Origin of the sequence: Brucella sp. 22210, from assembly GCF_052045675.1 — a bacterium.
Taxonomy (GTDB): Bacteria; Pseudomonadota; Alphaproteobacteria; order Rhizobiales; family Rhizobiaceae; genus Brucella.
Window position 1 is genome coordinate 1 of the sequence record NZ_JBQEPD010000002.1, and the last position, 24981, is coordinate 24981.

Sequence of the window (24981 nt, forward strand, 5' to 3'; positions counted from 1 at the left end):
TTACTCGATGATCGAAGCGACGATGCCTGCACCGACGGTGCGGCCACCTTCACGGATAGCGAAGCGGAGCTTCTCTTCCATGGCGATCGGGACGATCAGCGTAACGTCAACGGTGACGTTGTCGCCTGGCATAACCATTTCCGTGCCTTCCGGCAGGGTCACAACACCGGTCACGTCAGTCGTACGGAAGTAGAACTGTGGGCGGTAGTTGGTGAAGAACGGCGTATGACGGCCACCTTCGTCCTTGGTCAGAATGTAAGCTTCTGCCTTGAACTTGGTGTGCGGCTTAACCGAACCCGGCTTGCAGAGAACCTGACCGCGTTCAACGTCTTCACGGCCGATACCACGAACCAGTGCGCCGATGTTGTCGCCAGCCTGGCCCTGATCGAGCAGCTTGCGGAACATTTCAACGCCGGTAACCGTCGTCTTGCCGGTCGCCTTGATGCCGACGATTTCAACTTCTTCGCCAACCTTGACGATACCGCGCTCAACGCGACCCGTCACAACCGTACCGCGACCCGAGATCGAGAACACGTCTTCGATCGGCATCAGGAACGGCTGGTCGATCGGACGTTCCGGGGTCGGAATGTAGCTGTCGACTGCGTCCATCAGGTTGCGAATGGCGTCTTCGCCGAGTTCCTTCGAGGAATCTTCGAGAGCTGCCAGAGCCGAACCCTTGACGATCGGAACTTCGTCGCCCGGGAAGTCGTACTTCGAGAGAAGTTCGCGAACTTCCAGTTCAACCAGTTCGAGCAGTTCTGCGTCGTCAACCTGATCGCACTTGTTCAGGAACACGACGATTGCCGGAACGCCAACCTGACGAGCGAGCAGGATGTGCTCACGGGTCTGCGGCATCGGGCCGTCAGCTGCCGAAACAACCAGGATCGCGCCGTCCATCTGTGCAGCGCCGGTGATCATGTTCTTCACATAGTCAGCGTGGCCTGGGCAATCGACGTGGGCGTAGTGACGAGCTGCGGTTTCGTACTCAACGTGAGCCGTCGAGATCGTGATACCGCGGGCGCGTTCTTCCGGTGCAGCGTCGATCTGGTCATACGCCTTGAATTCACCGAAAAACTTCGTGATTGCCGCAGTCAGCGAGGTCTTGCCATGGTCAACGTGACCGATGGTGCCGATGTTAACGTGGGGCTTGTTACGTTCGAATTTGCTCTTAGCCATCGCCGTTGTTCTCTTTGTTCTAGAACCGCTCGAGCGCCAGCGCAAAAGCCGATTTGCTTCGGGGCCAGCATTTATGCCAAAACGGAACGGCGAACCGCCCGTCGATGATTCCTTACACGCCTATCCGCTCTTGAAAACTGGAGCGGGTAACGGGAATCGAACCCGTGTATTCAGCTTGGAAGGCTGCTGCTCTACCATTGAGCTATACCCGCATACTCTAAACTCTAATCCGACAGTGGTGGAGGAAGTTGGATTTGAACCAACGTAGGCTTAGCCAACGGATTTACAGTCCGTCCCCTTTAACCGCTCGGGCATTCCTCCTAATATCACTATCAGCAGCGTCGAGTAACTAGGCATTTTTGCGAAGCGGTCGGTTGGCTGTTGGGCTCGCCGTCGCTCCACGGGGGGCCTTATGACGATAAGCGCTTCCCCTGTCAACAGGGTAAAAGCGAAAAGAATGCATGCCTATCCACAGTTTGACCAAAGCATTCCAAAAGACCGGGCTCAGGCAGGCATTCGGATATGCAAAAAAATCAGGACATGCGGGCTTTCGCCTCTTAATAGGCAGCCATAACAGCCTGATAGTATTTACAGGGCAAGCAGCTATCTTCCCTCTCTCTTAAGAGTTATAAGCGCGCCATGACCGATCAGAACACGCCCCGTACCCCTAAAGACACTCATTATGCGCGCCTGCGCCGCCAGCATCGCGACCAGAAAGCCGCAGCAGAAGGCAAGGCGCCGCACAGACCCCAGCGCGCCGCCATATCGGCCAGCGCCGTCGCGGATGGCACTGTGCGCCTTTATGGGCTGCATACGGTGCGCGCAGCCGTTGAAAATCCGGCCCGCAAGATTCTGCGCATGCGCGCGACGCGCAATGGATTTGCACGGCTTGAAATCGGAGAAGCCGATTCGTTGCCCTTCCCCGTCGAAATTGTCGATCCGAAAGACATCGACAAGGAAACCGGTTCCGACGCCGTGCATCAGGGCGTGATGATCGAAGCAGAACCGCTGCGTGCGAAAAAACTCTCCGAACTTCAGGAGAGCCCGCTTCTGCTGGTTCTTGATCAAGTGACCGATCCGCACAATGTCGGCGCGATCATGCGGTCGGCTGTGGCCTTTGGTGCAGGAGCACTGATCACCACCAGCCGCCACAGCCCGCAGGAAACCGGCGTTCTGGCCAAGGCTGCATCCGGTGCGCTTGAACTTATCCCGCATATAGAGGTGAGAAACCTCGCCGAAGCGATTGAAGAACTGCATGGTCTGGGTTTCCAGACCATCGGCCTTGATTCGGAAGGCCCGCAGGAAATGGAAGTGACGCTTGCCGGCGGACGAATCGCTCTGGTTCTCGGTGCGGAAGGAAAAGGCCTGCGTCAGAAGACGCGGGAAACCGTGACAGCGCTTGCACGCCTCGACATGCCCGGCGAGATTAAATCGCTCAATGTCTCAAACGCCGCAGCGATTTCGCTCTATGCGGCGGAGCGCTATTTGCGCAATCGTTGATTCGACCCCATGCGCCGCATGAGATTTCTTACCGGCGCATGGCATTGTTGAACGAATATGTTCAAGCGGTCGCGATATAGGTGCGAATTTCGTCGGCCTCGCGCTCCACATCTTCGATTCGCCGTTTCACGACGTCACCGATAGAGATGATTCCGACAAGTTTGCCGTGTTCTTCAACCGGCATATGTCTGAAACGGCTGCGCGTCATGATTTCCATGACCTGATTGATCGTGTGATGCTCCCGACAGACCTGCACTTTTGCGGTCATGACCTCTGCAACCGGCATGGCCATCGCGCCGCTTTCCTTGACGGAGAGCGCCCGGACCACATCGCGTTCGGAAAGAATGCCTTTGATATGACCGGCCTCGTCGCAAACCACCAGCGCGCCGATCTTGTGCTTGTTCAACATGGCAACGGCATGGGAAAGCGTGTCGGCAGGTGCAATTACGACGACATCCCTGCCCTTTTTCTCGAGAATCGATCTTACTGTCATGCCAAGTCCCTCCAAGATTTAGCATTCGCTGTTTCAGGCGCTCAAACACCTGAAAACAGAACGCAGCTCCTCCCGCCGCGTTCCATGATGGTGCGCTTTGATTGCACGTTTAGCAAGTACCATAAAACTGGGAGGGAACTGTTCTAAAGCCTTAGAACTGCGTCATAGCTGCGCGGACGATCCAGCAGCGAAATCCCGAAGAAACCGGCGATAAAACCGCCAATATGCGCTTCCCAGGCAATGCCCGACAGATCAGCGCCGCCGGTCGTGTAGAGACCGGTGATGATATTGATCACGAACCAGACGCCAACGAAGGTCAGGACAGGCTTCAGCGTCAGCGTGAAGCCAACCGGCAGCACCGGCCCGGCAAATTCTGCGCGTCGTCCGGAATTCACACGCCGGAACCCATAGCGCGCCGAAGCGCCCATCATGCCAGAAATCGCGCCCGAAGCGCCAACCAGTGGGGTCACGCTATCCGGATAAACCGCATAATGCGTTAGTCCGGCGATAATCGCCGTGAAAATCCAGAAAATGATCATGCGAGCAGTTCCGATTCGCCCTGCCAGAGGCGAACCGAAGGCGGCGAGCCAGATCATATTGACCACGATATGCTCGATACCGCCATGCATGAAGGAATAGCTGATCAGCGTGAACAAGCCTGCCGGGTCAGAAAAACCGCCCGCCATCGAGAACCGCGCCGGGATCAGTGAGAAGTTCAGCATGAACTCATAGTTCTGCTGCTCGCTGATAAGGTAGTTCTGATAGACATAGACCGCGACGCAGATGCCGATCAGCGCGATCACCACGCCTGGAATATTGAAGATCGGCTCACTTCCGCCCGAACGACCGCGATTATCCTGCATTTCCGGTTGCGGAAGGACCATAAACACTGCTTTCCAGATTGCGAAACCGCGATGGGGCCAGTCAGGCCCAGAAACGACAATCGGCCCAATCGGACCGCTCACGTGGCGAAACCAGCATTTGATAAGATAGAAATCGTTAAAAATAAAGGCCAGTGGAGGTCAACCACCGGCCCTGACGCGAACCACCGAAGATTCGCAAAAATAACGACTGGATCTCAGAAAAACGCCAACCAAGACAACGGCTTCGTCTGATGTCCTCATCAAACGCCAGCCCTATCCGCATTGCAAGAATTACTTGTTGTTAACCTTAACAGCCGAGCGTCGTGGATGAAGAAAGGGTTAAGCTGGCATCTGTGCTGTTAATACTATTTTAATGGTCGCGAGCCGGGGCCAAGGCGCTTCGCAAACGACCAGCATTCCCAATTCACCCAGAATCAAACGAACGGCGCACGATGAAACACCGCAGCACGATCGCGATCTTCAGCGAATGGCAGCGACTGGCCTTTGATCGCAATGACGATCTTGAGCACGGTTTCCAGGCGCCGCAGCGCACCGATGTCGAACCGCGTCGGCTCGGTCGGCATTTGTCCGATCTCTTTTTCGTGGAAGCCGACGAAAATGGCGAACTGGTCTTTCGTCTTGGCGGCACGCGAATCTGCACCCTGTTCGGTCGCGAACTGAAAGGCGTGCGCCTGTTATCCTTATGGCCGGAGCGTGACCGCCCTGCCCTCAGCGAATTGGCGCAGAATGTCAGCGCGATGCAGATCCCGGCGCTGAGCCTTCATGATGGAATCAGTCTTTCGGGTCGCAGCCTCAGCTTTGAAATGCTGCTCGTCCCTTTGGAAACAAGTAACGGTCGCGTCGGCCTTATGGGCAGCATGGCCGTTCTGGACAATGTGACATGGGCAGGCGCCGATCCTCTGGTGCTCGGTCACCTCAACCATATTGAGCCGATTGCACCGGATGTGGCGCTTGCCGACGAAGCGGTGAAGGCAGCCATCTTCACGGTCAATGCTTCGAATCGTACCCGCCAATGGACGGAAACTCGCATAGCGACGCCACCCATGCGCAAGGCACCGCATCTGCGCGTCATCAATGGCGGCAAAGCCTGAAATCGCAGTTTCTCTTTTGCGCCAAAACTGCTTTAAGTGTAACGTAAATAACAGGTTATTGGCGAAAGACTGAGATGGGCCAGCTTCAATGAGGGGATTTGCGGCGACATCACCTGCGAATAGCGGGCGGCAGGATAATTTCAATGCCGTGAATGTTGATCTCAACGGTCGCTATATGCTGGAAAACCGCAGCGAATATCCTTGCGTCCTGAAGCGCATGTCGCCCGGCACCGCCCTGATGACCGGTATCTCAACACCGCGCAATGGCGAGCGTATCATTGCCTATATCGACCATGTCGGACGAATCGAAGGCACGGCTTACCAGATTTCAGCAGAAGGCTTTCACCTTCTTCTCACCAATACCGCGACCAAGAAGGACAAGCTCTCAGCGCAGCTGACATGGCTTGCCAACCGGCATGAACTTTCCCTGCCGGAAGATCGCCGCCACGAACGTGTCGTACCGCGCAAGTCGCATCAGAATGTCACCTTCCCCGATGGCACCCAGTTGCTCTGCCGTATTGCCGACTTGTCGCTTTCGGGCGCGGCTATCGAATGTGACGTCAAGCCCGCCATCAAGAGCGGTGTTCTGCTGGGGCCGATCCGCGGACGGGTCGTGCGCCATTTCGCAGACGGGTTCGCCATCGAGTTCGCCACAATCCAGACCAGCACCACACTCGACGGGCTTTTCTCCTAATTCTTACGCCGCTGAAAAGATGAACGTCTGTCAAGGTTACGGATTGGCAAACCGCCTTGGTGGGTATAAACATGGAAATCACGCAAAAACCCGCGATTTCAGGCTGAAATAGCCGCTTTCTTTACAAAAAGTTTCAGTATTCCGCGCAGTTTTAATCGAATTTGAATCGCATTTTCGCGCTCAAATTTGCGCGACTTCAAATTGTCCCGGTCATTTTGATCTCCAACAGGGAGACAAAAGAATGACCAAGCAAACCATCATCGCAGCATTCCTTCTGCTGATTGGCGTGGGGCTGGCCCAGGCAGCGAACCCGGCCTCCAACTCGCCATGGATGAGCACCGGCGAGCGTACCTCACAGCCGATCGGACATTATGAATTTTGCGAACGCTATCCGGCCGAATGCAAAATCGTCAGCCGCAACACCAATGCTCTCAAGCTGACGCCGAAGCTTTGGCAGCAGATCATTGCCGTCAATGACAGCGTGAACACACGAATCAAGCCAGCCACCGACATGGAAGTCTGGGGTCGCGAGGAATATTGGGAATATCCGGTAACCGCTGGTGACTGTGACGACTACATGCTGGAAAAGCAGCGCGAGCTGATGGCGCTTGGCATTCCTGCCAATACCCTGCTGTTCACCGTGGTTCGTCAGCCGAATGGTGACGGCCATGCCGTCCTGACAGTTCGTACCGACCGCGGCGATTTCATTCTCGACAATCTCGATGAGCGCGTTCTGGCCTGGAACAAGACCGACTACACCTACCTGAAGCGTCAGTCGACCGCCAATAGCGGCAGCTGGGTTTCGATCAAGGATGACCGCGACATTCTCGTCGGCAGCATCAAGAACTGATCAGACGCCGATTTCGATCAAAGGACGGGCCGCCAGTCTCCCTCTGGCCCCGTCCTTTCTTATTGTCGAGATGTCAGGCTGGTTCCATGCCGCGCATGAAGGAGTGCCCCTTCTCGACATAATGCTTGGCGGATAGCTTCAGCTTTTCCACCGCCGCATCATCCAGCTCACGCAAAACGCGCGCGGGCGAGCCGACAACCAGCGAGTTGTCCGGGATTTCCTTGCCTTCCGTCACCAGAGCACCGGCGCCGATAAGGCAGTTCTTGCCGATTTTCGCGCCGTTGAGCACGATAGCGCCCATGCCGATCAGTGTATTCTCGCCGATGGTGCAGCCGTGCAGGATCGCCCGATGGCCGATGGTGCAGCCCGCGCCAATCGTCAGCGGAAAGCCGATATCCGTATGCATGATGCAGTGCTCCTGCACATTGGTGTCATCCCCGACGGAAATCACTTCATTGTCGCCGCGCAGCACAGCGCCGAACCAAAAACCCACATTTTCGCCCACGACGACCTTGCCGATCAGTGTCGCATCCGGCGCAATCCAGTTGCTGGCGCGGTCTGCGAAATGTGGCTTGTGTCCGTTATAAGCATAAATCGGCATGTGGGCTCCTCCATCAGAATGTCTTCATGGAAAGAGCTAAGCTTTTTTTGGATGCGGAACAAGCGCGGCTTCATGCTCCGTTAACCATAAAAGGCCGATAATCGCCGCAATATCATCAGCATGGCATTCCCGCCGAATGGAAAGCGCAATCGAAACCACTACGACAAAAGATGGCAACCGGCTGTTCGTCCGCGTTTTGCTGGCGATTGCCGTGCTTGTTGTGCTTTCCGCCGCAATCAATATTGGCGGGCGCATCCTCGGCCCGATGATTGCGCGCGGCGGCCATTCCGACAGCACGCATCTCTATAAAGTGCTGGTTGGCAACAATGTCCTGTCGATGCCAGCCAATATGATCCGCTTTTCCAATCAGCGGCGCGACGGCCTTACGACACGCCTCGATCTATACGCGCGCTGGCCCGGACTGACCGGCTATACGGAGGCGGACCGCGCAATCTTCAATCTGCTGACGCCAAAACGGCAATTGCTATTCATGTCGATCGAAGAGCGCACCATGTCCCGCGATATGAGCGGACGCTATCTGCCGATCTATGCTGCGCTGATCGAGCCGGAGGGCGAAGCTTTACCGGGAGGGCTGACGGTCCACCGATTTACGGAAGGAAGCGGTTACTCCGGCGAAGAACTGGTCCTCTCCGATACGACAAGTGGCAATCCCGCGTTCGTGGCACGGTGCATGAGCGATGCATCGGCGGAAAACTTCAATGCGTGCGAGCGCGATATCCAGTTCGGCAAAGGGCTGCAGATTCTCTATCGCTTCCCCCGCGATATGCTGCCCGAGTGGCAAACACTCGATGAAGCCATGCGCCAGTTCGCAACCGGCCATCTGTTGGGAAATAACTGAAAACTGTCGTAATGAAAGTTGGATCATCCAGTTAGAATGGTCTTCGTTCGCCAAAGCCAGCCACGGTACGAACGAGCCTATATGACAAAAGGTGATTCCCAACCATGACGCGTCCACGACTGATAGCAACTGCCGGACTTCCCGGCTCCGGTAAAAGTTCGCTTGCCGAGGGCCTGGCGCAAACGCTTCAGATCGCCGTCCTGTCTATTGATCCGATTGAAGCAGCCATGTGGCGCGCTGACATCCCGAAAGAGATAACGGGCATCGCCGCTTATCAGATGGCGGAGGCGGTAGCGGAAGAGAATCTGAAACTCGGCCTGTCAGTGATTGTGGACGCTGTTAATCCTGTGGAAGCGGCGCGGAACATGTGGGTGCAGCTCGCGGAACGCACTCATGCCACGCTCACTTTCCTGGAATGCTACTGTCCAGATCTCTCAACCCACCGCCAAAGGATCGAAAATCGCAGGCGCAATATTCCGGGAATGGCGGAGATTAGCTGGGAGCGAGTCCAGGAACGGCGCAACGAGTATAAGCCTTGGTTGCATGACCGCATCACGCTCGACACAGCGCAGAACACCACCGACCAACTGGTTCAGCATGTACTCGAAGCTTTCCGGCAAACTGAACAGTGAAACGGTAAAGCCACATCAACAGATGCTGCAAAACAAAACGCCCTCTCCGCAATGCAGAAAGGGCGTCAGATTGTCGGCCTATGACGGATCATCCTGGGTCACGTTCGAAAAAATCTTGCGATTTTTCGAAGTCGCGCCTTAGAGATCGACGTCGAGAATAGCCATCGAGAAATTGTAGGACAGTTCGCCTTCGTCCTCATCCTTGTAGATCAGGCCCAGAAACTCGTCGTCAAGATAAAGCTCGGCCGAGTCGTTCTTGCGCGGGCGCGCCTTCACCTGAAGGCCCTGATTGTTGAAGGTCCGTTTGAAATAGGCGTCCAGTTTTTTGAGTTCTTCGGGTTTCAACCGGCTTCTCCTGAATTTGAATGAGGCCGGTTTATTGCACCCGGTCTTTTGTGATGTAAACCCCTGGGGAGCCAGTCCTTCGGGGTTTTAGCGCCTAACCACCGCTTTCGACAAAATATAGGCCGCTTGCGGAAAAAAACCAGCAAGCGGCCCGGTTTCTGTGCGTTCTGCGTTGGGACGATTAAATGCCTTCACCCAGCACGCCATCGCCCAGCAACTGGTCCATGACGCGGGACGGTTCCGTGCAGCCCGTATCGCCCATGATCTTGGCAGGCACACCGGCAACCGTGACATTGTGTGGAACAGGCTTGAGGACGACAGAACCTGCCGCGATCTTCGAGCAATGACCGACTTCAATATTACCGAGAATCTTCGCGCCAGCACCGATCAGCACGCCATGGCGAATCTTGGGATGGCGATCCCCGCTCGACTTGCCTGTGCCGCCCAGCGTGACGCCATGCAGGATCGAAACATTGTCTTCGATCAGTGCAGTCTCGCCGACGACAAGCCCCGTCGCGTGATCGAGGAAAAGCCCGCTGCCCAACTGCGCTGCCGGATGAATGTCGGTCTGGAAGATCGACGACGAACGGCTCTGCAGATAATAGGCAAAGTCCCGACGGCCCTGATGATAGAGCCAATGCGCCAGACGGTGCGTCTGGATCGCATGAAAGCCCTTCAGATACAGGATTGGGTCCATGAAACGGCTATAGGCCGGGTCGCGGTCGTAAACGGCCTGAATATCCACACGAACAGTCTGCGACCATTCCGGGTTGGCGTCCAGCATGGCATCAAATGTCTGGCGCAGAATATCGGCACTCAAATCCGCATGGCCGAGACGTTCCGAAATGCGGTGCATCACGGCATCTTCAAGGCTCGGCTGATTGAGGATCGTCGCGTAAAGAAACGTTCCGAGCACCGGATCGGACTTGGCGGCTTCCTCCGCTTCGGCGCGGATGGAGTGCCAGATAGGATCGACTTGCCCGAGGCTGGCATTCAATTTCGCAGTTGAGCGAACAGACATGGATATACTCCGGTTTTGCACCGCGCGGGCCAGACAAAAGCCGAATTTTCCGGCATGGCTCCGCACCGCAATACGAGTTCGGCGCGCAGCATAACTGAAAACGCTTTGCCTTGACACCGCAGAAATTGACACAGGCCCTATAGGGCGATCAGAGCGGATTTTCCTCGAGAAATTCCAGCACTGCCTTCTTGTAAACCTTGTCGCCGACAGCCAGCATGTGGTCGCGCCCCGGGATATCGAGCGCCTGACCGTTTGGCAGAAGATCGGCCAGGTCCTGCGGGTTGCCAGCAATGTCATCGGTTGTGCCGACGGCCACCAATACCGGCTGCATGATCCGTGCGATAGCTGCCGCCGGAACCAGTTCCTTCGAGGTGATCACACAGGCTGCAAGTGCAATGCGATCGCTCTTGGTCTGGTCTGCAAATTTGCGGAACATTTGCCCGCGCGCATGGGTGATCGTCGTCGGATCTTCCGCCAGAAGCGCCTCGCCAATCGGTTCCCAGTCGCCAGCGCCGGTGACCATGCCGATGCCCAATCCGCCGAAAATTGCGCTGTGAACACGCTCCGGATGCTCGATGGCCAGAAACGCGGTAATCCGCGCGCCCATCGAATAGCCCATCACATGCGCCTTCTCGATGCCCAGATGATCGAGCAGTGCTGCCGCATCGCCCGCCATCTTGGTCGGCGTGTAATCTTCCGCATTGTGGCTTTTGGCCGAAAAACCATGCCCGCGATCATCAATGGCGATGACGCGATAGCCCGCCTCGGTCAGCGTCCGGAACCAGCCCGGCGAAACCCAATTGACCAGACTTGAAGACGCAAAGCCGTGGATCAGCAGGATCGGATCGCCTTCTCCATCCTGACGATATGCAAGACGCAAGCCGTCATTTTCGAAATATTCGATATCGAGGGCACTCAACTGTTCATTCCTTTTGATTGTTCCGTCGGCGGTGCTTGGCGCGATTAGGATCGACACTCGCCGCATATCACGCGGTGGACGGCCCTGTCGCCCTTCTTGATGCCGGTACGCTTTACCGTACCGGCGAGAAGCTCGACCACAAAGGCTGCTGGCACTTCGGATGAAATGATATTTTCCGAATAGGGCACCGCATTTTCGTGAGTTGCCGTGACACGGCCCTTGTCGTCAAGGAAAACCATATCCAGCGGCAGTGGGGTGTTCTGCATCCACATCATCACGCGACGCATTTCACCGAAAACGAAGATCATTGCGCGGTCTTTGGGAAAATCGGTGCGCCACATCAGCCCGCGCACACGGGCATCGTCTGAATCCGCCACTTCGAGCGCAAAGGGGAGTTTATTGCCCTTGGCCGTAATAAAGGTCAGCGGCGCGGCATCCACTGGCAAGCGCATCGGCTGCTTTTCCTGCGCCTGCGCGCCGAAAGCTGCGAATAAAAATGCAAAAACGAAAAAGAACCGAGCCATACTCAACCCACGCCAAAAACCTGCAATTCGGGCGGGGAGATTATCAACGGGGCGGAATGGGGACAAGAGACGAAGGGCTACCCCTCACCGCCTTTTGACTACAATAGTCACAGGCAGCTCAAAGTGTGCCGCATCAAAGGCCAATTTCACGCATATCCGCCTCCCAAAGCTCTTTCACTTTGGGAAGACAGGTTCAACTTGCTTGGAAAATCAGTGTGAAACCGGGATAGCCGTGCCGATATCCGGGTGAATTTCAGCAGCCATCAGACCTTTGTCGCCCGTGCCGAAGCGAATGAGCACGACCTGACCGGGACGCAATTCCATCATGCCGAAACGGCGCAGCGTTTCCATATGAATGAAAATATCCTCGGTGCCCTCACCGCGAGTGAGAAAGCCGAAACCCTTGGTCCGGTTGAACCACTTGACGATGACGCGCTCAAGACCGCTCGACGGCGTGACCGTCACATGCGTGCGCTGCGGCGGCATCTGCGCCGGATGAACGGCAGTGGATGTGTCCATCGAAAGAACGCGGAAACATTGCATGCCGCGCTCACCGTTGCGAACTTCGCAGACGATCCGTGCGCCTTCCAGCGCCGTCTGGAAGCCATCGCGGCGAAGCGACGTCACATGAAGCAGGATATCGTTCAGGCCCGGCTGATCCGGCACAATGAAACCGTAGCCCTTGGCCACGTCGAACCACTTGATGTGGCCCGAAATTTCAATGATATCGCCCAGCTCTTCCGAGGCGTGCTGGCTGTGAAACTGGTCATTCGACACAGACTTGTCCGCCATGCGTTCGCCCCTCCTCTTTTCTTCCGTTGCGATTCAAAGCTGATTCTTAATCAAAGAATAACACTTCATTAACCGGAGGCGGCAAGCCTAAACTTTTGTTCTCCCCCACGATCATCACAGACTTTGTGTTTCCATGGTTACCGCACCTGCCGCAAAGTCCTGAAACCGACTTCATTTCGGGACATATGGCAATGCCGCCCGAGGGCAATTCCTCATGTGATGTTTTTTGACGACATTGCAGGTTTGCGCTTGTTCGAAACTGCAAAACAAAAAGTGAAACGTGGAAAAGCGCCTGCTATTTGCTATATCCCTTCGCGAGCCCCAAACGCTTCGGCACATGCTGGAAATGCTTCAGGAGAATAATATGCGCTATTTGCACACGATGGTTCGAATCCGCGACATCGACGAATCCCTCGATTTCTATGTGAATAAATTCGGTCTTGAAGAAACCCGCCGCATCGAAAACGAAAAAGGGCGTTTCACGCTGATCTTTCTTGCCGCCCCCGGCGATGCAGAACGCGCCAAGGCAGAGCGCGCGCCAACGCTGGAACTGACCTATAACTGGGACAAGGAAGCCTATACGGGCGGACGCAATTTCGGCCATCTCGCCTATGAAGTGGACGACATTTACGCCACCTGCCAGAAGCTTCAGAACGCCGGCATCGTCATCAACCGCCCGCCACGCGACGGCCACATGGCTTTCATCAAGACGCCGGATGGCATTTCCATTGAGCTGATCCAGAAGGGCGAGAGCCTTGCACCGCAGGAACCCTGGGCTTCCGCCGAGAATATCGGCAGCTGGTGAGAATTCGCTTTTCACGCATTATCCTGCGCTAAACCGCTTCGCACTTTCGCTGGAAATGCTCTAATAGAAAAAGCCCGGTCGCGAGACCGGGCTTTTTTGTTGATTGGAATGTTTATTCCGTTCCCTGAATTGCCGCGAGCAACCAATCGCCGCCATCGACACGGGTAAAGGTCCAGATTTCAGTGCTTTCGACCGGCTCGTTCGCATTACCTTCGACAACTGCGCCGGTGTTGCGGTCAAGCATAACGTCGATTGCAGAGTAGCGGATCGCCACGGTCGCATATTCGACATTACCTTCACGCCAGGCTTCCGAAACATCGCCCTGAAGCAGCTTTACGTCCTTCACTTCGTTGCGCATGCCGCTGGAAGCGATTTCGCCCAGTTCCTCGGCGAGATAGGACATGGCTTCCGGCGTGGTCAGCTTGCGCAGCGCAGCATAATCTTCGCGGCCATAGGCACTCTGGACTTCCGAAAGCATCTGCTCGAAACGATCAAGCTCTTCCTGTCCGACATCCATCGGCTCTTCTTCAACCGCCGGGGCAACCGGCGCTTCCGCCTGCTTGGCGTTTGCGCCAAACGGATTGACCGAAGGCGTGCGACCGCCAAAGTTGCCAGCCTGCTGCGGCGCAGCATCCTTTGCAGCGCCAAACGGCTGCGCCGAACCGAAAGGCTGCGCATTTGCATTGCCAGCGCCTGCCGTTGCCGTTGCGCCCTGACGGCGATTGGCGAACATGCGCATGACGAACATTGCGATCAGCGCGATCACGCCCACCTGCAACAGGAGGCCGAACATACCAGCCAGACCGCCAAGGCCGTTACCGAGCATCATGCCGATCAGACCGCCAACCAAAAGGCCGCCCAGCATGGAGCGACCGAAATTGCCGAACATGCCGCCTGCACGCGCCGGAGCCGCATTCTGCGCGCCAGCGGCGGCAGGACGGGTCGTCTGCGTTGTGCCAGTATTCGGCGTCATCGAACGCTCAATCGGAGCTGCATTATTCGGTGCGGTACGCGTCGGCGCGGGCGCCTGATAGGTACGCGCGCCACGGCTGCCAAAACCGCCACCGCCTGCACGGCGAGCCTCGGCGAAATCGACAGCGGCGAATGAGGCGATCAGGCCCAGGACCATCGCAGCGGTCAGTTTTGTCAGGCGGTTTCCGAAACCCGGCATTGTTTACTCCCATTTAGAGACATGACTGAATGTTTAAATCATTGCTCATATGGGAATTGCCCCCTGTTCGTCACAAGGGCGTGAACGCAAAAAAATCGAGAAATTTCAAATGCGGTTCAAACCGGCTTTGCTGCATCCAGAATCTGGATCTGGGGCGAGACCGAGCCGTTCCAGTGATTGAGCGACAGGTTGCCGACAACATGAACGCTCTGCCCGATATTGTTGAACAGGAAGCGCCCAAGATCGCCCTCTGCCACGCGAAACGCGATGGCATTGACCCGCTTGCCGTCCGCGCCGCGCAAGGCAACACGCACATGGTCGCGACCGACACCGCGCACATCAGCCAGCACATGATGCGGCAGAGCCAGGGTCGGTTGCGGATGGGCGGAACCGTAAGGTCCAGCCTTCTGCAAGGCTTCATAAAGCGAAACAGTAGCACCTGAAGCAGCCAGTGCACCGTCTATCGAGAGGCTCTGGTTTTCGCGCAGGCGTGCGACGACATGCGCCGATTCGTCTTCAAGATAGGCTCTCAGCGCGCCCAGCTTGGCGCGTTCGATGGTGATACCCGCCGCCATGGCATGACCGCCGCCCTTGACGAGCAACCCACGCTCCACAGCACCGCGCACCAGCTTGCCGAGGTCAAGGCCGCTGATCGAGCGCCCCGAACCGGAGCCGACGCCATTGGCGTTAAAGGCAATGGCGAAAGCGGGTCGACGGGCCTTTTCCTTCAGGCGCGAAGCCAGCAAGCCGACGATGCCCGGATGCCAGCGTTCGCTGGCCGTCACGATCACCGAAGCGCCCTCACCGCCTGAAATCTCAAGCGATGCTTCCGCTTCCGCTTCCAGAAGCATTTCCGCTTCCATTGCCTGTCGTTCCTGATTGAGCCGATCGAGTTCGACGGCGATACGGTCTGCCATCGATGGATCGTCGAGCGTCAACAGCCGCGCACCCAGCCCGGCATCGCCGATACGACCGCCCGCATTGATACGCGGACCGATGAGATAGCCAAGATGGAAGACATTGATCGGTTCACCGATACGCGACACCCGCGCAAGCGCTGCCAGTCCGGCATTGCTCTGTGCACGCGCAACCAGCAAACCTTTGACGACGAAAGCGCGATTGACGCCTTGAAGCGGCACCACATCGCAGACGGTTGCCAGCGCGACAAGATCAAGCAGCGACAGCAGGTCCGGTGCTGCGCCCTTGCCCCGTTCGCGCAAGATCTTGGTGACCTGCACCAATGTCAGAAACACGACGCCCGCAGCGCAAAGATGGCCCTGTTGCGAAATATCGTCTTCGCGGTTGGGGTTGACGATGGCCACCGCATCTTCCGGCAGATCGCCGCCAACCTGATGGTGGTCAAGCACGACAACATCCGCTCCGGCCTGTTTGGCCGCAGTGATCGACGGAGCGCTGTTCGTGCCGCAGTCGACGGTGACGATCAGGCTCGCGCCCTTGGAAACCAGCTCGCGCATGGCATCGGGATTGGGGCCGTACCCCTCAAAAATCCGGTCCGGAATGTAGATCGAATGCTGAATGCCGTAATGTTTTAGAAAACGCGCCATCAGCGCAGAAGAACATGCGCCGTCCACATCATAATCGCCGAAGATCGCTACGGTCTCGCGGCGCTCAATGGCGTCGGCAATGCGGCTTGCCGCCTTTTCCATATCGGTCAGCGTCGACGGATCGGGCATGAGATTGCGCAGCGTCGGATCAACGAATTCCGGTGCGCCTTCAACCGTTACACCCCGCCCCGCCAGAACGCGCGCAACCAGATCGGAAATGCCATGATGCTGGGCGATGGCAAGCGCAGTGTTTGCTTCGCGCAAGCCTAGCCGATCCACCCATTTCTGGCCGGTTGCAGATTGTTTTATTCCAAGGAAAAGGCGATCTGTCGTCATAAGCTCTTAAAGACACAAAAGGCGGCATATTTGCAATGCCGCCCACAATTTATCAGCCGCGCCTCATCTTAATTGTCACGCGCCGCACGGGCCATGCCATGCGCCACGAGCCGGTCAATGACTTCTGGATAGCTGACGCCACTCACTGCCATGACTTTCGAATACATGCTAATATTGGTGAAGCCCGGAATGGTATTCAGCTCATTGATCAGATACCGCATGTCCGGTGTCACGAAGAAGTCGACACGCGCCATGCCGTCACAACCGAGCGCCCGAAACGCCCGCGCTGCAACCGCCTGAATTTCAGTTTCGATTTGCACCGGCAGGTCTGCAGGGACTTTCAGCGCCGCGCCGTCTTCGTCGATATATTTGGCGTCATAGCTATAAAAGCCATGGCTTTGCGCGGGCACGATTTCACCAGTTCGCGATACGAACAGGCCGTGATTCTCGTCCTCCAGCACTGCGCACTCAATCTCGCGGCCCTGAATGAACTCTTCCGCCAGAAGCTTGGCATCGTGTCGGAAGCCTTCCGCAAGCGCCTTTTGATAATCCGCTTCTGACTGCACCTTACTGACACCAACGGACGACCCCTGACGGGCAGGCTTGATGAACACCGGCAGGCCAAGCGCTTCGGTCATAGCGTCGAAGGATGGAACCGTCTCGCGCGTAATCGTCATGGCGCGCGCCACCGGAATGCCAGCTTCGGTCAGCAGGCGCTTCGCAATATCCTTGTCGAGCGCATTCGCCGAACCACAAATGCCGCAACCCGCCATCGGCACACGCGCCACTTCGGTCAGCCCCTGTACGCTGCCATCCTCGCCATGAAGGCCGTGCAAGACCGGAAAGATGATGTCGATCCGCGCCAGTTCGTAAGGCAAACCGTTTTCGGGCAGCGCAACAGCGCGCCCCTTGCCGCCAGGCAGCAATGACACCTCAGTGCCGTGCTCGGGCCGTTCCAGCTTGCCGCCTGCAAAGCTCGTCAGCAGCCATTGCCCCTCACGGGTGACATAGATCGGAATGGCTTCGTATTTGGCCGGGTCCAATGCGTTCATGACATTCGTTGCGGAAAGAACCGACACTTCGTGCTCGGCGGAACGTCCGCCAAAGAGTACCGCGATCCGTAACTTGTTCGGCGTTTCAGTCATGCCCGCTCCATTTTTTCATCAAAGGTGATTGAATACAGTCGCGATCAAAATGACAAATCTTTGGCCAAAGCAGCTGAGCAAGGCTCCATAAACAGAAATCCCGGAAAGCGCGGGGCTCTCCGGGATTTGTTTGCTTTGTCGTCAAATTTGAAACGAAAAAACTAGAACTTCGACAGGTCCTGATGGCGAGCCTTGATCTCGCGCACGGTCTGCGAGCTGGAGCGCATCACGATGGTATGCGTCTGGATGTAATCGCGGGCAAACTTCACGCCGGAAAGCATGTTGCCGTCGGTCACACCGGTAGCGGCAAAGAGCACGTCGCCCTTGGCCATTTCTTCCATCGTGTAGACCTTCTTCGGGTCCGTGATGCCCATCTTGAGAGCGCGGGCGATCTTCTCGTCCGTGTTCAGCTGGAGACGGCCTTGCATCTGACCGCCGATGCAGCGCAGAGCTGCCGCGGCCAGAACACCTTCCGGTGCGCCGCCGATGCCGATGTAGATGTCGATGCCGGTTTCATCCGGATTGGTCGTGTGCATCACGCCTGCAACGTCGCCGTCGCCGATCAGGCGAATAGCAGCGCCGGTTGCGCGCACTTCTTCGATCAGACGTGCGTGACGCGGACGGTCCATGATGCAAGCCGTGATTTCGTTCGGCTTCACACCCTTCGCCTTGGCGATGGAGTTGATGTTTTCCGTCGGGCTGGCGTCGAGATCGACAACGCCCTTCGGGTAGCCCGGGCCAACGGCGATCTTTTCCATATAGACGTCAGGCGCGTAAAGCAGGTTGCCCTTCTCGGCAATGGCGATGACAGCCAGCGAGTTCGGCAGGTTCTTTGCGCAGATCGTCGTGCCTTCCAGCGGGTCGAGCGCGATATCGACATCCGGTCCCTGCTTGGTGCCGACTTCTTCACCGATGTAGAGCATCGGCGCTTCATCGCGTTCGCCTTCGCCGATCACAACCGTACCAGCAATCGGCAGACGGTTCAGTTCCTGACGCATGGCGTCAACGGCGGCCTGATCGGCAGCCATTTCATCGCCGCGTCCCCGCAGCCGCGCTGCTGCCACTGCTGCGCGTTCGGCTACACGGACCAGTTCCAGTGTGAGAATGCGATCCAGTCCGTGGGGGTGCTGCTCTGCGGTTTTGGCCATTTGAACAAAGTCCTGAATTCGAATTGCGTTGATGCGCCGCAAAGGGCGCCATGCCGCGTTTATAGCGGCATTATGCGAACCTTTTGTCAAAGTCCCCGGCGCCCTGCAAGAGCCCGAAAGCTAAAAACTATGTGCGCTCAAATGCTTAATCGATTTAAGAACTACACGCTTCGTTTCATGCCATGGCCGGACGTGAACTGGCATGCCCGACATCATGGTGCAACCTGCCCCGGAATAACCACGACAGGTTGCGGAAAGCGACTCGCGATTCAGCCGGCGCGCTCGATCCTGATCATCTGCGGCTTATCCACCAGATGGTCGTCCTTGAGGATAGCTTCCAGCGCCTTCTTGACGGCTGCTTCCGTTGTCTCATGCGTGACGAGGATGACAGTCTTGATGCCTTCCTGCTGCGTGTCGCCCATGGGCGGGCGCTGCACGATCGACTCAAGCGAGATGTCGTTCTCGGCCATGCGCTTCGCGATACCGGCGAAAGCGCCGATGCGGTCGAGAACCGTCAGACGAATGAAATAACCGCCTGCATGCTTGCGCATCTTGGCGCGCTTATATGGCTGGAGCGCCTTTGCGGGCGTACCGAATACCGGGCCATGCTGGAAGCCCGGACGGCTCTTGGCAATATCAGCAATATCGCCGATGACGGCAGATGCCGTCGCATTGCCGCCAGCGCCCGGTCCCGACAGCAGCAGTTCACCCAGCAGATCGGTCTCGATGGCTACGGCGTTTGTGACGCCGTGCACCTGCGCAATGACCGATGAGGTTGGAACCATGGTCGGATGCACGCGCTGTTCAATGCCCGTATCGGTCTTCTGCGCAACGCCCAGAAGCTTGATGCGGTAGCCCAGTTCATCGGCGGCGCGAATATCGGCCAGCGAAATATTGCTGATGCCTTCCAGATAGATATCGTCGGCAGCAATCTGCGTGCCGAAGGCAAGGCTGGTCAGCAGCGCAAGCTTGTGCGCCGTATCGTTGCCTTCAATATCGAAAGTCGGATCGGCTTCGGCATAACCAAGACGCTGCGCATCCTTGAGGCAGGTCTCGAACGAAATGCCCTCTTCCCACATCCGGGTCAGGATGTAGTTACAGGTGCCGTTCATGATGCCATAGACGCGCGAAACCGTATTGCCGGTCAGCGACTCGCGCATCGCTTTGATGACCGGAATGCCACCAGCAACCGCCGCTTCGAAGTTGAGCAGCACGCCCTTATCTTCGGCGATTTTCGCCAAGGCAACGCCGTGGCGCGCAAGAAGCGCCTTGTTGGCGGTCACGACATGACGACCGGCACGCAAAGCCGCCTCAACGGAAGCTTTGGCAGGACCATCATCACCGCCGATAAGCTCAACATAGACGTCGATATCAGCCGACTTCGCCAGCTCGACCGGATCATCGAACCAGTCGATGCCATTGAGGTCAACACCACGGTCGCGCGAGCGATCACGGGCGCTGACGGCGGTAATAGTCACAGGCTTACCGCATTGGCGCGTGAGCATTTCGGACTTGTCACGCAGGATACGCAACACTGAAGCGCCAACGGTGCCAAGGCCCGCAACGCCGATCCGCAATGCATCACTCATTATATCGACCTTCTGACTCTGATTGTCTGGATGTAGTGGATTTTCGGTAGGTGGGAGTTCTGGCCGCACGCTTGGCGCGGCCAGAAAGGAAGAACCCGGAACGGCGCTTAGCGACGGCCTTCCAGCGGGATAACATTCTGCAAATTCTCATCCTTGGTGGAGAGGAAGCGCTTGATGTTGCGTGCAGCCTGACGAATGCGATGTTCGTTTTCGACCAGGGCGATACGCACATACTCATCGCCATGTTCACCAAAGCCGATGCCCGGAGCAACGGCCACATCGGCCATTTCCACCAGAAGCTTGGAGAATTCCAGCGAGCCCATGGGGCGGAAGCGTTCCGGAATCGGAACCCAGGCAAACATCGTCGCTGCCGGCGGCGGAACATCCCAGCCTGCACGGCCGAAGCTTTCGACCAGCACGTCGCGGCGCTGCTTGTACACATCGCGGACATAGGCAATGTCGGAACCGTCGCCGTTGAGCGCTGCCGTTGCCGCCACCTGGATCGGCGTGAATGCGCCGTAATCGAGGTAGGACTTAACCCGCGTCAGAGCCGCGATCAGGCGTTCATTGCCGACCGCAAAACCCATGCGCCAACCCGGCATCGAGAACGTCTTGGACATGGACGTGAACTCAACGGCCACATCCATGGCGCCCGGGACTTCGAGCACGGACGGCGGCGGGTTGCCGTCGAAATAGATTTCCGAATAGGCCAGATCCGACAGGATGACGATGTCATGCTTGCGCGCAAAGGCCACGACATCCTTATAGAAGTCGAGCGTTGCCACATAAGCCGTCGGATTGGACGGGAAATTGAGGATCAGCGCAATCGGCTTCGGGATCGAGTGCTTTACGCCGCGTTCCAGAGCCGGGATGAAGCTGTCATCCGGCTTGGCCTGAATCGAACGGATCACACCGCCCGACATGATGAAGCCGAACGAATGGATAGGATAGGTCGGGTCCGGGCAAAGCACCACGTCGCCCGGCGCCGTGATGGCCTGCGCCATATTGGCGAAGCCTTCCTTGGAACCAAGCGTGGCCACGACCTGCGTGTCCGGGTTGAGCTTCACACCAAAACGGCGCGCATAATACTGAGCCTGCGCACGGCGCAGCCCCGGAATGCCTTTCGACGAGGAATAACGATGCGCACGTGGGTCCTGAACGGCCTCGCACAGCTTGTCGACGATATTCTGTGGCGTCGGCAGATCGGGATTGCCCATACCAAGATCGATAATGTCGGCCCCGCCCGCTCGCGCCGATGCCTTCAGGCGATTGACCTGTTCAAAGACATAAGGGGGCAAGCGACGGACTTTATGGAATTCTTCCGACATGATCCTGTTCCAAAAGGAGAGTTAACAATAGGACGCGTCATTGCGCCGTAGGAGGAGCTATACACCTGATATCGAATCGGGTCGAGACTTCTTGCCGCGCCGTTTGAGACGTGGCCTTCCGTGTCTGTGAAGGGCTTATTCTTCGCCGGATTCGATCTGCTTCAGGGTAGCATCCGATTCATCCTGCGCCTGCTTGCGCAAGGCCGCAGCCTGAGCGGGGGTAAAGCCGCCGCCAGTGGTTTTCGACGCCGCGAGACGCGTGCGATCGGAATCGAGTTTCGCAGTCATCTGCTGCTTTTCTTCCGGCGTGATTTGGTCGGTCGCAGCCTTCGGCATATGGCCGAATGTCGGGTAGACGCCGGTGCGCAATGCGCCTTCCTGCGGGACACCCTGAAATTCCTTGCCACCGGCACAGGCAGTGAGCATCGCTGCGGCTGTTACTGCCAGCATGAGATGGGCGATCTGCCGCGTGCTCTTGGTCATATGTCTGATCCCGGTTTTGCCGTTGAGGCTGCCGCATAAGTCGCGACAGAATATACTTCCGAAGGGATAGCACCAAGTCGATGCACCATGTCAACAAGCGATTGGTCCAATTCCGACATTTGGCTTGCCGACACCGCTTATTTCGGCTTCGCAGCGCCACACTCTTCGAAAGATTACACAAAGTAATATTTCGTTACTAAAGGATTAATCCTCAATCTTCTGGAATAATGCAGGCTGCCTGTCGTACAAAATGCACTTCGATAGTTGCCTTCACAGCATAAAAAACTTAAAAATTGGCAACAATTGTAGATCGGGTGATTTGCACAATGCTAAAACTGGCTTGCCGCAAAACTGCAGAGGCTACTTCAACGCATTGATATAATGGAGTTTGTTTCCCAAGGCTTATGTAAGGCTTTTATTAGGGGACTGCGGGAGAAATCACATTCTGTGATTGGTTCAACCCGCACGGGAGAGCCGATCTCCCGAAACCAGGTGGGCTCGGACTTGTCCGGTTCGCCAAGCTGGTCAGGGAAATCGAGCTGGAGCGGACTATTGAAATTTGTACCTTCTGCGCACCGGACAACCGGCCGACGACTTTCAGGCAGCGTAGCTCTGCTCGCGCTTCTGTTGTCGTCCTGCACGTCTACCGGGACCGGTCCTGACGGCAAGCCGTTGCAAATGACGGCCAATACCAATGGCTCAATGCTGACAGAGACGCTGCAAAGCGCAGCCGACCAGACTGTCGCCGCCGAATCTGGCGCACAAGCCAAGACCCCGGAGACAAAGACCGAAGAAAAGCCCGGCGACGCAAAGCAGGTCGCAGCGGCTGCAACGGCACAGAACCCTGCGACAGCTACCGCGCCTGCCAAAGAGAATGCGAAAAATGCCGCCGTAACCGCGACTGCGGAAAATACGGCAAGCGAAACGCACCCCACACAAGTGGCGGCAGCTGCGCCGGAAAAGAAGAGCAATTCGCTCTTCGGCTTGTTCGGTGGAAAAGACACCAGCGAATCGAAGCCTGCCGAAGCGACTGAGCCAGCGGCGACAACGGCAACGGCCACCGCTGAAAAGCCAAAGGGCGAAAACGCCGGAGCAAAGCATCAAGAAGCCGAAACGGAATCGGCAGCCGTTGCAGACACGAAGGCGCAGCCACAGGAAGCCGCCAAACCAGCCCAACCGGAAAAGCCGGTGCAGGTTGCTTCGCTTTTTGGCACACCGAAAAATGCCAACGCTTACGCCACACCGCAGCGCCCAACGGCCTCTCAGGGCAGCATCTCGCGGCTCTTCTCCGACGAATCGGCAGGCTCGCGCTCTGACCGCACGGAGAACAAGAAGCTGGCGATGGCGAAGCCTGTCTCACCTGCTGCAAAGCACGATTACAATTACACATTGCCGGGCGTGCGCGCGAATGGCGGCATCGAGATCAAGCATCGCAACAGCCTTTATGATGACACTGACATCGACGCGAACGAATATGACGATTCGCCCAATGTCACGCTTGCTTCGGCCCCCGGCCTCGCCCGTCTCGCGCCGAACGGCCTGAAGGTGCAGCGCCAGACTGTGGATGTTGCCTGCCTCAAGCCGCAGCTCGTTTCCATGCTGAAGACCATGGAGCGGCATTTCCGCCGCCCGGTCATGGTGACGTCCGGCTATCGCAGCCCGTCTTATAATCGCAAGGTCAATGGCGCGCGCAAATCGCTACACATGATCTGCGCCGCAGCCGATATTCAGATTGATGGCGTTTCCAAGTGGGAAATGGCCCGCTACGCCCGTTCCATGCCAGGACGTGGTGGCGTCGGCACTTATTGCCATACGACATCGATCCATGTGGATATCGGGCCGGAGCGCGACTGGAACTGGAAATGCAAGGGCTGATCTGAAGATCTGCGACACAATTCTCAGTTACAATCAGGCTGGCCCCGTTGGAGCCAGCCTTTCTTTTTGCCATCTATTTCAAGGCCATAGCCAACAAATCCACAGGCATCACCCCGTTAAATGGGCGCTTCTGCGACTTTTTTCAGAAAACTGATTTTAGGGGCTTGCGAGTCAGTACCTTCCTGAATATAAGCCCACTCACACCAGCAACAGGCGCCCATCGTCTAGCGGTTAGGACAGCGCCCTTTCACGGCGCAGACAGGGGTTCGATTCCCCTTGGGCGTACCACTTGCTGGTTTTTCTTTTCCCAGACATATCAATCCATTAGCTCTTCGAGCGCGCGATTTCGCGCGTCGTTTTACTGCATCTGAATTTATTTCACAGATGCTGAAAAAGGGGCTTGCATGTCTGAATTTTCCTGACTATAAGCGCCCCACACCAGCAGGCGCCCATCGTCTAGCGGTTAGGACAGCGCCCTTTCACGGCGCAGACAGGGGTTCGATTCCCCTTGGGCGTACCACTTGCTGGTTTTTCTTTTCCAAAAAAATTGATGGAAACAATACTGGTCGTTCTGCCGGTATATTGCTACGCGCATCTGCACCCATTTCGCAATTAAAGGGAAATACTGCTCATGTCGCAAGCTACAGCCATCGTTCCCACCGCCCATGCCAGCCGCTACCTCCAGCAGCTCTGCAAACACTGGGCGCATAAATTTGCCGTCGAATTCACACCTGAACACGGCCAGATCGATCTCGGCGAAGACCGTCTGGTGATTCTGGATGGCGATTCGGAAAAACTCACCGTGACGGTGAAAACCGCAGCCGAAAATCTCGACCGCTTGCAGGATGTGGTTGTGAATCACATCGTCCGCTTCGCCTTCCGCGAGGAACTGGTGTTCAACTGGGAGCAGACGCAGGCTTAACAGCCGTCGTTTACCTTATCTGCAAATTGCCCGCAAAATGCCCGGAATAGCCATCATCGCATCACATTCCGGGCTCATTCCCCCGCGACATTCCTCACAACTTCAAACGACCGATTTGATGGGGAAAGATATGATGACCAGCGAAACCAGAACCACTCTCACCTTTCTCGGTGCTGGCTTTGTCGCCGCAGCGATGGCGCTTGGTGCGGATCTGAGCTGGGCAGACGTCATCA

General features: G+C 56.8%; 25 protein-coding genes and 4 tRNA genes. 11 read left to right on the forward strand and 18 right to left on the reverse strand.

The genetic code is table 11. The annotated features are described in order from the left end of the window. From tuf to ACTJKP_RS02940, 3 genes are all read right to left on the reverse strand, one after another. Entirely contained in the window at window positions 1–1176 is a 1176-nt protein-coding gene (gene tuf, locus ACTJKP_RS02930) for an elongation factor Tu (protein WP_151589461.1), read from the reverse strand. Window positions 1177–1314: 138 nt separating this feature from the next. Further along, window positions 1315–1388: transfer RNA gene (locus ACTJKP_RS02935), tRNA-Gly, on the reverse strand. A gap of 24 nt (window positions 1389–1412) precedes the next feature. After that, a tRNA-Tyr gene (locus tag ACTJKP_RS02940) sits at window positions 1413–1497 on the reverse strand. 318 nt (window positions 1498–1815) lie between these two features. Between ACTJKP_RS02940 and rlmB the strand changes: the two genes are divergently transcribed. Then, the gene (rlmB, locus tag ACTJKP_RS02945) at window positions 1816–2676 is read left to right on the forward strand and encodes a 23S rRNA (guanosine(2251)-2'-O)-methyltransferase RlmB (protein ID WP_440629635.1); all 861 of its coding nucleotides are present in this window, start codon (window positions 1816–1818) and stop codon (window positions 2674–2676) included. Between the two features lie 61 nt (window positions 2677–2737). Here the strand turns inward: rlmB and ACTJKP_RS02950 are convergent, their stop codons facing one another. Then, window positions 2738–3169 carry a CBS domain-containing protein gene (locus tag ACTJKP_RS02950; RefSeq protein ID WP_078339263.1) on the reverse strand — a complete coding sequence of 144 codons (432 nt, stop codon included), beginning with the start codon at window positions 3167–3169 and terminating at the stop codon, window positions 2738–2740. A gap of 143 nt (window positions 3170–3312) precedes the next feature. Then, window positions 3313–4053: a rhomboid family intramembrane serine protease gene (locus tag ACTJKP_RS02955; RefSeq protein WP_440629636.1), complete on the reverse strand. Its 741-nt coding sequence runs from the start codon at window positions 4051–4053 to the stop codon at window positions 3313–3315. Window positions 4054–4484: 431 nt separating this feature from the next. Here ACTJKP_RS02955 and ACTJKP_RS02960 point away from each other — a divergent pair, with 431 nt between their 5' ends. From ACTJKP_RS02960 to ACTJKP_RS02970, 3 genes are all read left to right on the forward strand, one after another. Continuing rightward, the gene (locus ACTJKP_RS02960) at window positions 4485–5144 is read left to right on the forward strand and encodes a PAS domain-containing protein (RefSeq protein WP_440629637.1); all 660 of its coding nucleotides are present in this window, start codon (window positions 4485–4487) and stop codon (window positions 5142–5144) included. Window positions 5145–5232: 88 nt separating this feature from the next. Beyond that, on the forward strand, window positions 5233–5838 hold the full coding sequence (locus tag ACTJKP_RS02965) for a PilZ domain-containing protein (protein WP_440629638.1): 606 nt from the start codon (window positions 5233–5235) through the stop codon (window positions 5836–5838). Window positions 5839–6079: 241 nt separating this feature from the next. Beyond that, a complete protein-coding gene (locus ACTJKP_RS02970) occupies window positions 6080–6688 on the forward strand; it encodes a transglutaminase-like cysteine peptidase (protein ID WP_078339268.1) in 609 nt (202 codons plus the stop codon). Between the two features lie 73 nt (window positions 6689–6761). Here ACTJKP_RS02970 and ACTJKP_RS02975 read toward each other — a convergent pair whose 3' ends face one another. Beyond that, complete coding sequence (locus ACTJKP_RS02975; protein WP_440629639.1) at window positions 6762–7289, reverse strand: gamma carbonic anhydrase family protein; 528 nt, start codon at window positions 7287–7289, stop codon at window positions 6762–6764. 136 nt (window positions 7290–7425) lie between these two features. Between ACTJKP_RS02975 and ACTJKP_RS02980 the strand changes: the two genes are divergently transcribed. Next, window positions 7426–8148 (forward strand): hypothetical protein, encoded by a 723-nt coding sequence (locus ACTJKP_RS02980; RefSeq protein ID WP_440629640.1) that lies wholly within the window; start codon window positions 7426–7428, stop codon window positions 8146–8148. A 104-nt stretch (window positions 8149–8252) separates the two neighbouring features. Further along, on the forward strand, window positions 8253–8780 hold the full coding sequence (locus ACTJKP_RS02985) for an AAA family ATPase (protein ID WP_440629641.1): 528 nt from the start codon (window positions 8253–8255) through the stop codon (window positions 8778–8780). A 138-nt stretch (window positions 8781–8918) separates the two neighbouring features. On the opposite strand, the gene ACTJKP_RS02990 is transcribed toward ACTJKP_RS02985, so the two are convergent. The 5 genes from ACTJKP_RS02990 to ACTJKP_RS03010 all read right to left on the reverse strand — a co-directional run bounded on the left by ACTJKP_RS02990 (window position 8919) and on the right by ACTJKP_RS03010 (window position 12381). Continuing rightward, the gene (locus tag ACTJKP_RS02990) at window positions 8919–9125 is read right to left on the reverse strand and encodes a DUF3126 family protein (protein ID WP_138786258.1); all 207 of its coding nucleotides are present in this window, start codon (window positions 9123–9125) and stop codon (window positions 8919–8921) included. A 181-nt stretch (window positions 9126–9306) separates the two neighbouring features. Then, complete coding sequence (gene cysE / locus ACTJKP_RS02995; RefSeq protein WP_078339272.1) at window positions 9307–10146, reverse strand: serine O-acetyltransferase; 840 nt, start codon at window positions 10144–10146, stop codon at window positions 9307–9309. A 148-nt stretch (window positions 10147–10294) separates the two neighbouring features. Continuing rightward, window positions 10295–11065, reverse strand: coding sequence for an alpha/beta fold hydrolase (locus ACTJKP_RS03000; protein ID WP_440629642.1), 771 nt, complete (start codon window positions 11063–11065; stop codon window positions 10295–10297). 44 nt (window positions 11066–11109) lie between these two features. After that, entirely contained in the window at window positions 11110–11589 is a 480-nt protein-coding gene (locus ACTJKP_RS03005) for a DUF192 domain-containing protein (protein WP_440629643.1), read from the reverse strand. Between the two features lie 210 nt (window positions 11590–11799). Further along, a complete protein-coding gene (locus ACTJKP_RS03010; RefSeq protein ID WP_078339275.1) occupies window positions 11800–12381 on the reverse strand; it encodes a cold-shock protein in 582 nt (193 codons plus the stop codon). Between the two features lie 364 nt (window positions 12382–12745). On the opposite strand from ACTJKP_RS03010, the gene ACTJKP_RS03015 reads away from it, so the two are divergent. Next, window positions 12746–13186, forward strand: coding sequence for a VOC family protein (locus tag ACTJKP_RS03015; protein WP_440629644.1), 441 nt, complete (start codon window positions 12746–12748; stop codon window positions 13184–13186). A gap of 112 nt (window positions 13187–13298) precedes the next feature. On the opposite strand, the gene ACTJKP_RS03020 is transcribed toward ACTJKP_RS03015, so the two are convergent. From ACTJKP_RS03020 to ACTJKP_RS03050, 7 genes are all read right to left on the reverse strand, one after another. Then, complete coding sequence (locus ACTJKP_RS03020; protein WP_440629645.1) at window positions 13299–14357, reverse strand: Tim44 domain-containing protein; 1059 nt, start codon at window positions 14355–14357, stop codon at window positions 13299–13301. 116 nt (window positions 14358–14473) lie between these two features. Beyond that, the gene (gene recJ / locus ACTJKP_RS03025) at window positions 14474–16258 is read right to left on the reverse strand and encodes a single-stranded-DNA-specific exonuclease RecJ (RefSeq protein WP_440629646.1); all 1785 of its coding nucleotides are present in this window, start codon (window positions 16256–16258) and stop codon (window positions 14474–14476) included. 68 nt (window positions 16259–16326) lie between these two features. Further along, complete coding sequence (locus tag ACTJKP_RS03030) at window positions 16327–17403, reverse strand: D-alanine--D-alanine ligase family protein (protein WP_440629647.1); 1077 nt, start codon at window positions 17401–17403, stop codon at window positions 16327–16329. A 161-nt stretch (window positions 17404–17564) separates the two neighbouring features. Beyond that, on the reverse strand, window positions 17565–18551 hold the full coding sequence (gene glpX, locus ACTJKP_RS03035; RefSeq protein ID WP_078339280.1) for a class II fructose-bisphosphatase: 987 nt from the start codon (window positions 18549–18551) through the stop codon (window positions 17565–17567). Between the two features lie 269 nt (window positions 18552–18820). After that, on the reverse strand, window positions 18821–20140 hold the full coding sequence (locus ACTJKP_RS03040; RefSeq protein WP_440629648.1) for a homoserine dehydrogenase: 1320 nt from the start codon (window positions 20138–20140) through the stop codon (window positions 18821–18823). A 107-nt stretch (window positions 20141–20247) separates the two neighbouring features. Then, window positions 20248–21468: an LL-diaminopimelate aminotransferase gene (locus ACTJKP_RS03045; RefSeq protein ID WP_440629649.1), complete on the reverse strand. Its 1221-nt coding sequence runs from the start codon at window positions 21466–21468 to the stop codon at window positions 20248–20250. 135 nt (window positions 21469–21603) lie between these two features. Beyond that, complete coding sequence (locus ACTJKP_RS03050; RefSeq protein WP_078339283.1) at window positions 21604–21951, reverse strand: hypothetical protein; 348 nt, start codon at window positions 21949–21951, stop codon at window positions 21604–21606. A 552-nt stretch (window positions 21952–22503) separates the two neighbouring features. Here ACTJKP_RS03050 and ACTJKP_RS03055 point away from each other — a divergent pair. The 4 genes from ACTJKP_RS03055 (at window position 22504) to ACTJKP_RS03070 (ending at window position 24748) form a co-directional block, all read left to right on the forward strand. Further along, window positions 22504–23826, forward strand: coding sequence for a D-Ala-D-Ala carboxypeptidase family metallohydrolase (locus tag ACTJKP_RS03055; protein ID WP_440629650.1), 1323 nt, complete (start codon window positions 22504–22506; stop codon window positions 23824–23826). Between the two features lie 213 nt (window positions 23827–24039). Beyond that, window positions 24040–24114: transfer RNA gene (locus ACTJKP_RS03060), tRNA-Glu, on the forward strand. A gap of 157 nt (window positions 24115–24271) precedes the next feature. Then, window positions 24272–24346 (forward strand) — tRNA-Glu (locus tag ACTJKP_RS03065). Between the two features lie 111 nt (window positions 24347–24457). Beyond that, the gene (locus ACTJKP_RS03070; protein WP_440629651.1) at window positions 24458–24748 is read left to right on the forward strand and encodes a DUF2218 domain-containing protein; all 291 of its coding nucleotides are present in this window, start codon (window positions 24458–24460) and stop codon (window positions 24746–24748) included. The last annotated feature ends 233 nt before the right edge of the window (window positions 24749–24981 follow it).

What these genes read in the sequence shown, in the direction of transcription:
- tuf (WP_151589461.1), bottom strand. Translation starts at nt 1,176, where the DNA reads ATGGCTAAGAGCAAATTCGAACGTAACAAGCCCCACGTTAACATCGGC.
- rlmB (WP_440629635.1), top strand. Translation starts at nt 1,816, where the DNA reads ATGACCGATCAGAACACGCCCCGTACCCCTAAAGACACTCATTATGCG.
- ACTJKP_RS02950 (WP_078339263.1), bottom strand. Translation starts at nt 3,169, where the DNA reads ATGACAGTAAGATCGATTCTCGAGAAAAAGGGCAGGGATGTCGTCGTA.
- ACTJKP_RS02955 (WP_440629636.1), bottom strand. Translation starts at nt 4,053, where the DNA reads ATGGTCCTTCCGCAACCGGAAATGCAGGATAATCGCGGTCGTTCGGGC.
- ACTJKP_RS02960 (WP_440629637.1), top strand. Translation starts at nt 4,485, where the DNA reads ATGAAACACCGCAGCACGATCGCGATCTTCAGCGAATGGCAGCGACTG.
- ACTJKP_RS02965 (WP_440629638.1), top strand. Translation starts at nt 5,233, where the DNA reads ATGAGGGGATTTGCGGCGACATCACCTGCGAATAGCGGGCGGCAGGAT.
- ACTJKP_RS02970 (WP_078339268.1), top strand. Translation starts at nt 6,080, where the DNA reads ATGACCAAGCAAACCATCATCGCAGCATTCCTTCTGCTGATTGGCGTG.
- ACTJKP_RS02975 (WP_440629639.1), bottom strand. Translation starts at nt 7,289, where the DNA reads ATGCCGATTTATGCTTATAACGGACACAAGCCACATTTCGCAGACCGC.
- ACTJKP_RS02980 (WP_440629640.1), top strand. Translation starts at nt 7,426, where the DNA reads ATGGAAAGCGCAATCGAAACCACTACGACAAAAGATGGCAACCGGCTG.
- ACTJKP_RS02985 (WP_440629641.1), top strand. Translation starts at nt 8,253, where the DNA reads ATGACGCGTCCACGACTGATAGCAACTGCCGGACTTCCCGGCTCCGGT.
- cysE (WP_078339272.1), bottom strand. Translation starts at nt 10,146, where the DNA reads ATGTCTGTTCGCTCAACTGCGAAATTGAATGCCAGCCTCGGGCAAGTC.
- ACTJKP_RS03005 (WP_440629643.1), bottom strand. Translation starts at nt 11,589, where the DNA reads ATGGCTCGGTTCTTTTTCGTTTTTGCATTTTTATTCGCAGCTTTCGGC.
- ACTJKP_RS03010 (WP_078339275.1), bottom strand. Translation starts at nt 12,381, where the DNA reads ATGGCGGACAAGTCTGTGTCGAATGACCAGTTTCACAGCCAGCACGCC.
- ACTJKP_RS03015 (WP_440629644.1), top strand. Translation starts at nt 12,746, where the DNA reads ATGCGCTATTTGCACACGATGGTTCGAATCCGCGACATCGACGAATCC.
- ACTJKP_RS03020 (WP_440629645.1), bottom strand. Translation starts at nt 14,357, where the DNA reads ATGCCGGGTTTCGGAAACCGCCTGACAAAACTGACCGCTGCGATGGTC.
- recJ (WP_440629646.1), bottom strand. Translation starts at nt 16,258, where the DNA reads ATGACGACAGATCGCCTTTTCCTTGGAATAAAACAATCTGCAACCGGC.
- ACTJKP_RS03030 (WP_440629647.1), bottom strand. Translation starts at nt 17,403, where the DNA reads ATGACTGAAACGCCGAACAAGTTACGGATCGCGGTACTCTTTGGCGGA.
- glpX (WP_078339280.1), bottom strand. Translation starts at nt 18,551, where the DNA reads ATGGCCAAAACCGCAGAGCAGCACCCCCACGGACTGGATCGCATTCTC.
- ACTJKP_RS03040 (WP_440629648.1), bottom strand. Translation starts at nt 20,140, where the DNA reads ATGAGTGATGCATTGCGGATCGGCGTTGCGGGCCTTGGCACCGTTGGC.
- ACTJKP_RS03045 (WP_440629649.1), bottom strand. Translation starts at nt 21,468, where the DNA reads ATGTCGGAAGAATTCCATAAAGTCCGTCGCTTGCCCCCTTATGTCTTT.
- ACTJKP_RS03050 (WP_078339283.1), bottom strand. Translation starts at nt 21,951, where the DNA reads ATGACCAAGAGCACGCGGCAGATCGCCCATCTCATGCTGGCAGTAACA.
- ACTJKP_RS03070 (WP_440629651.1), top strand. Translation starts at nt 24,458, where the DNA reads ATGTCGCAAGCTACAGCCATCGTTCCCACCGCCCATGCCAGCCGCTAC.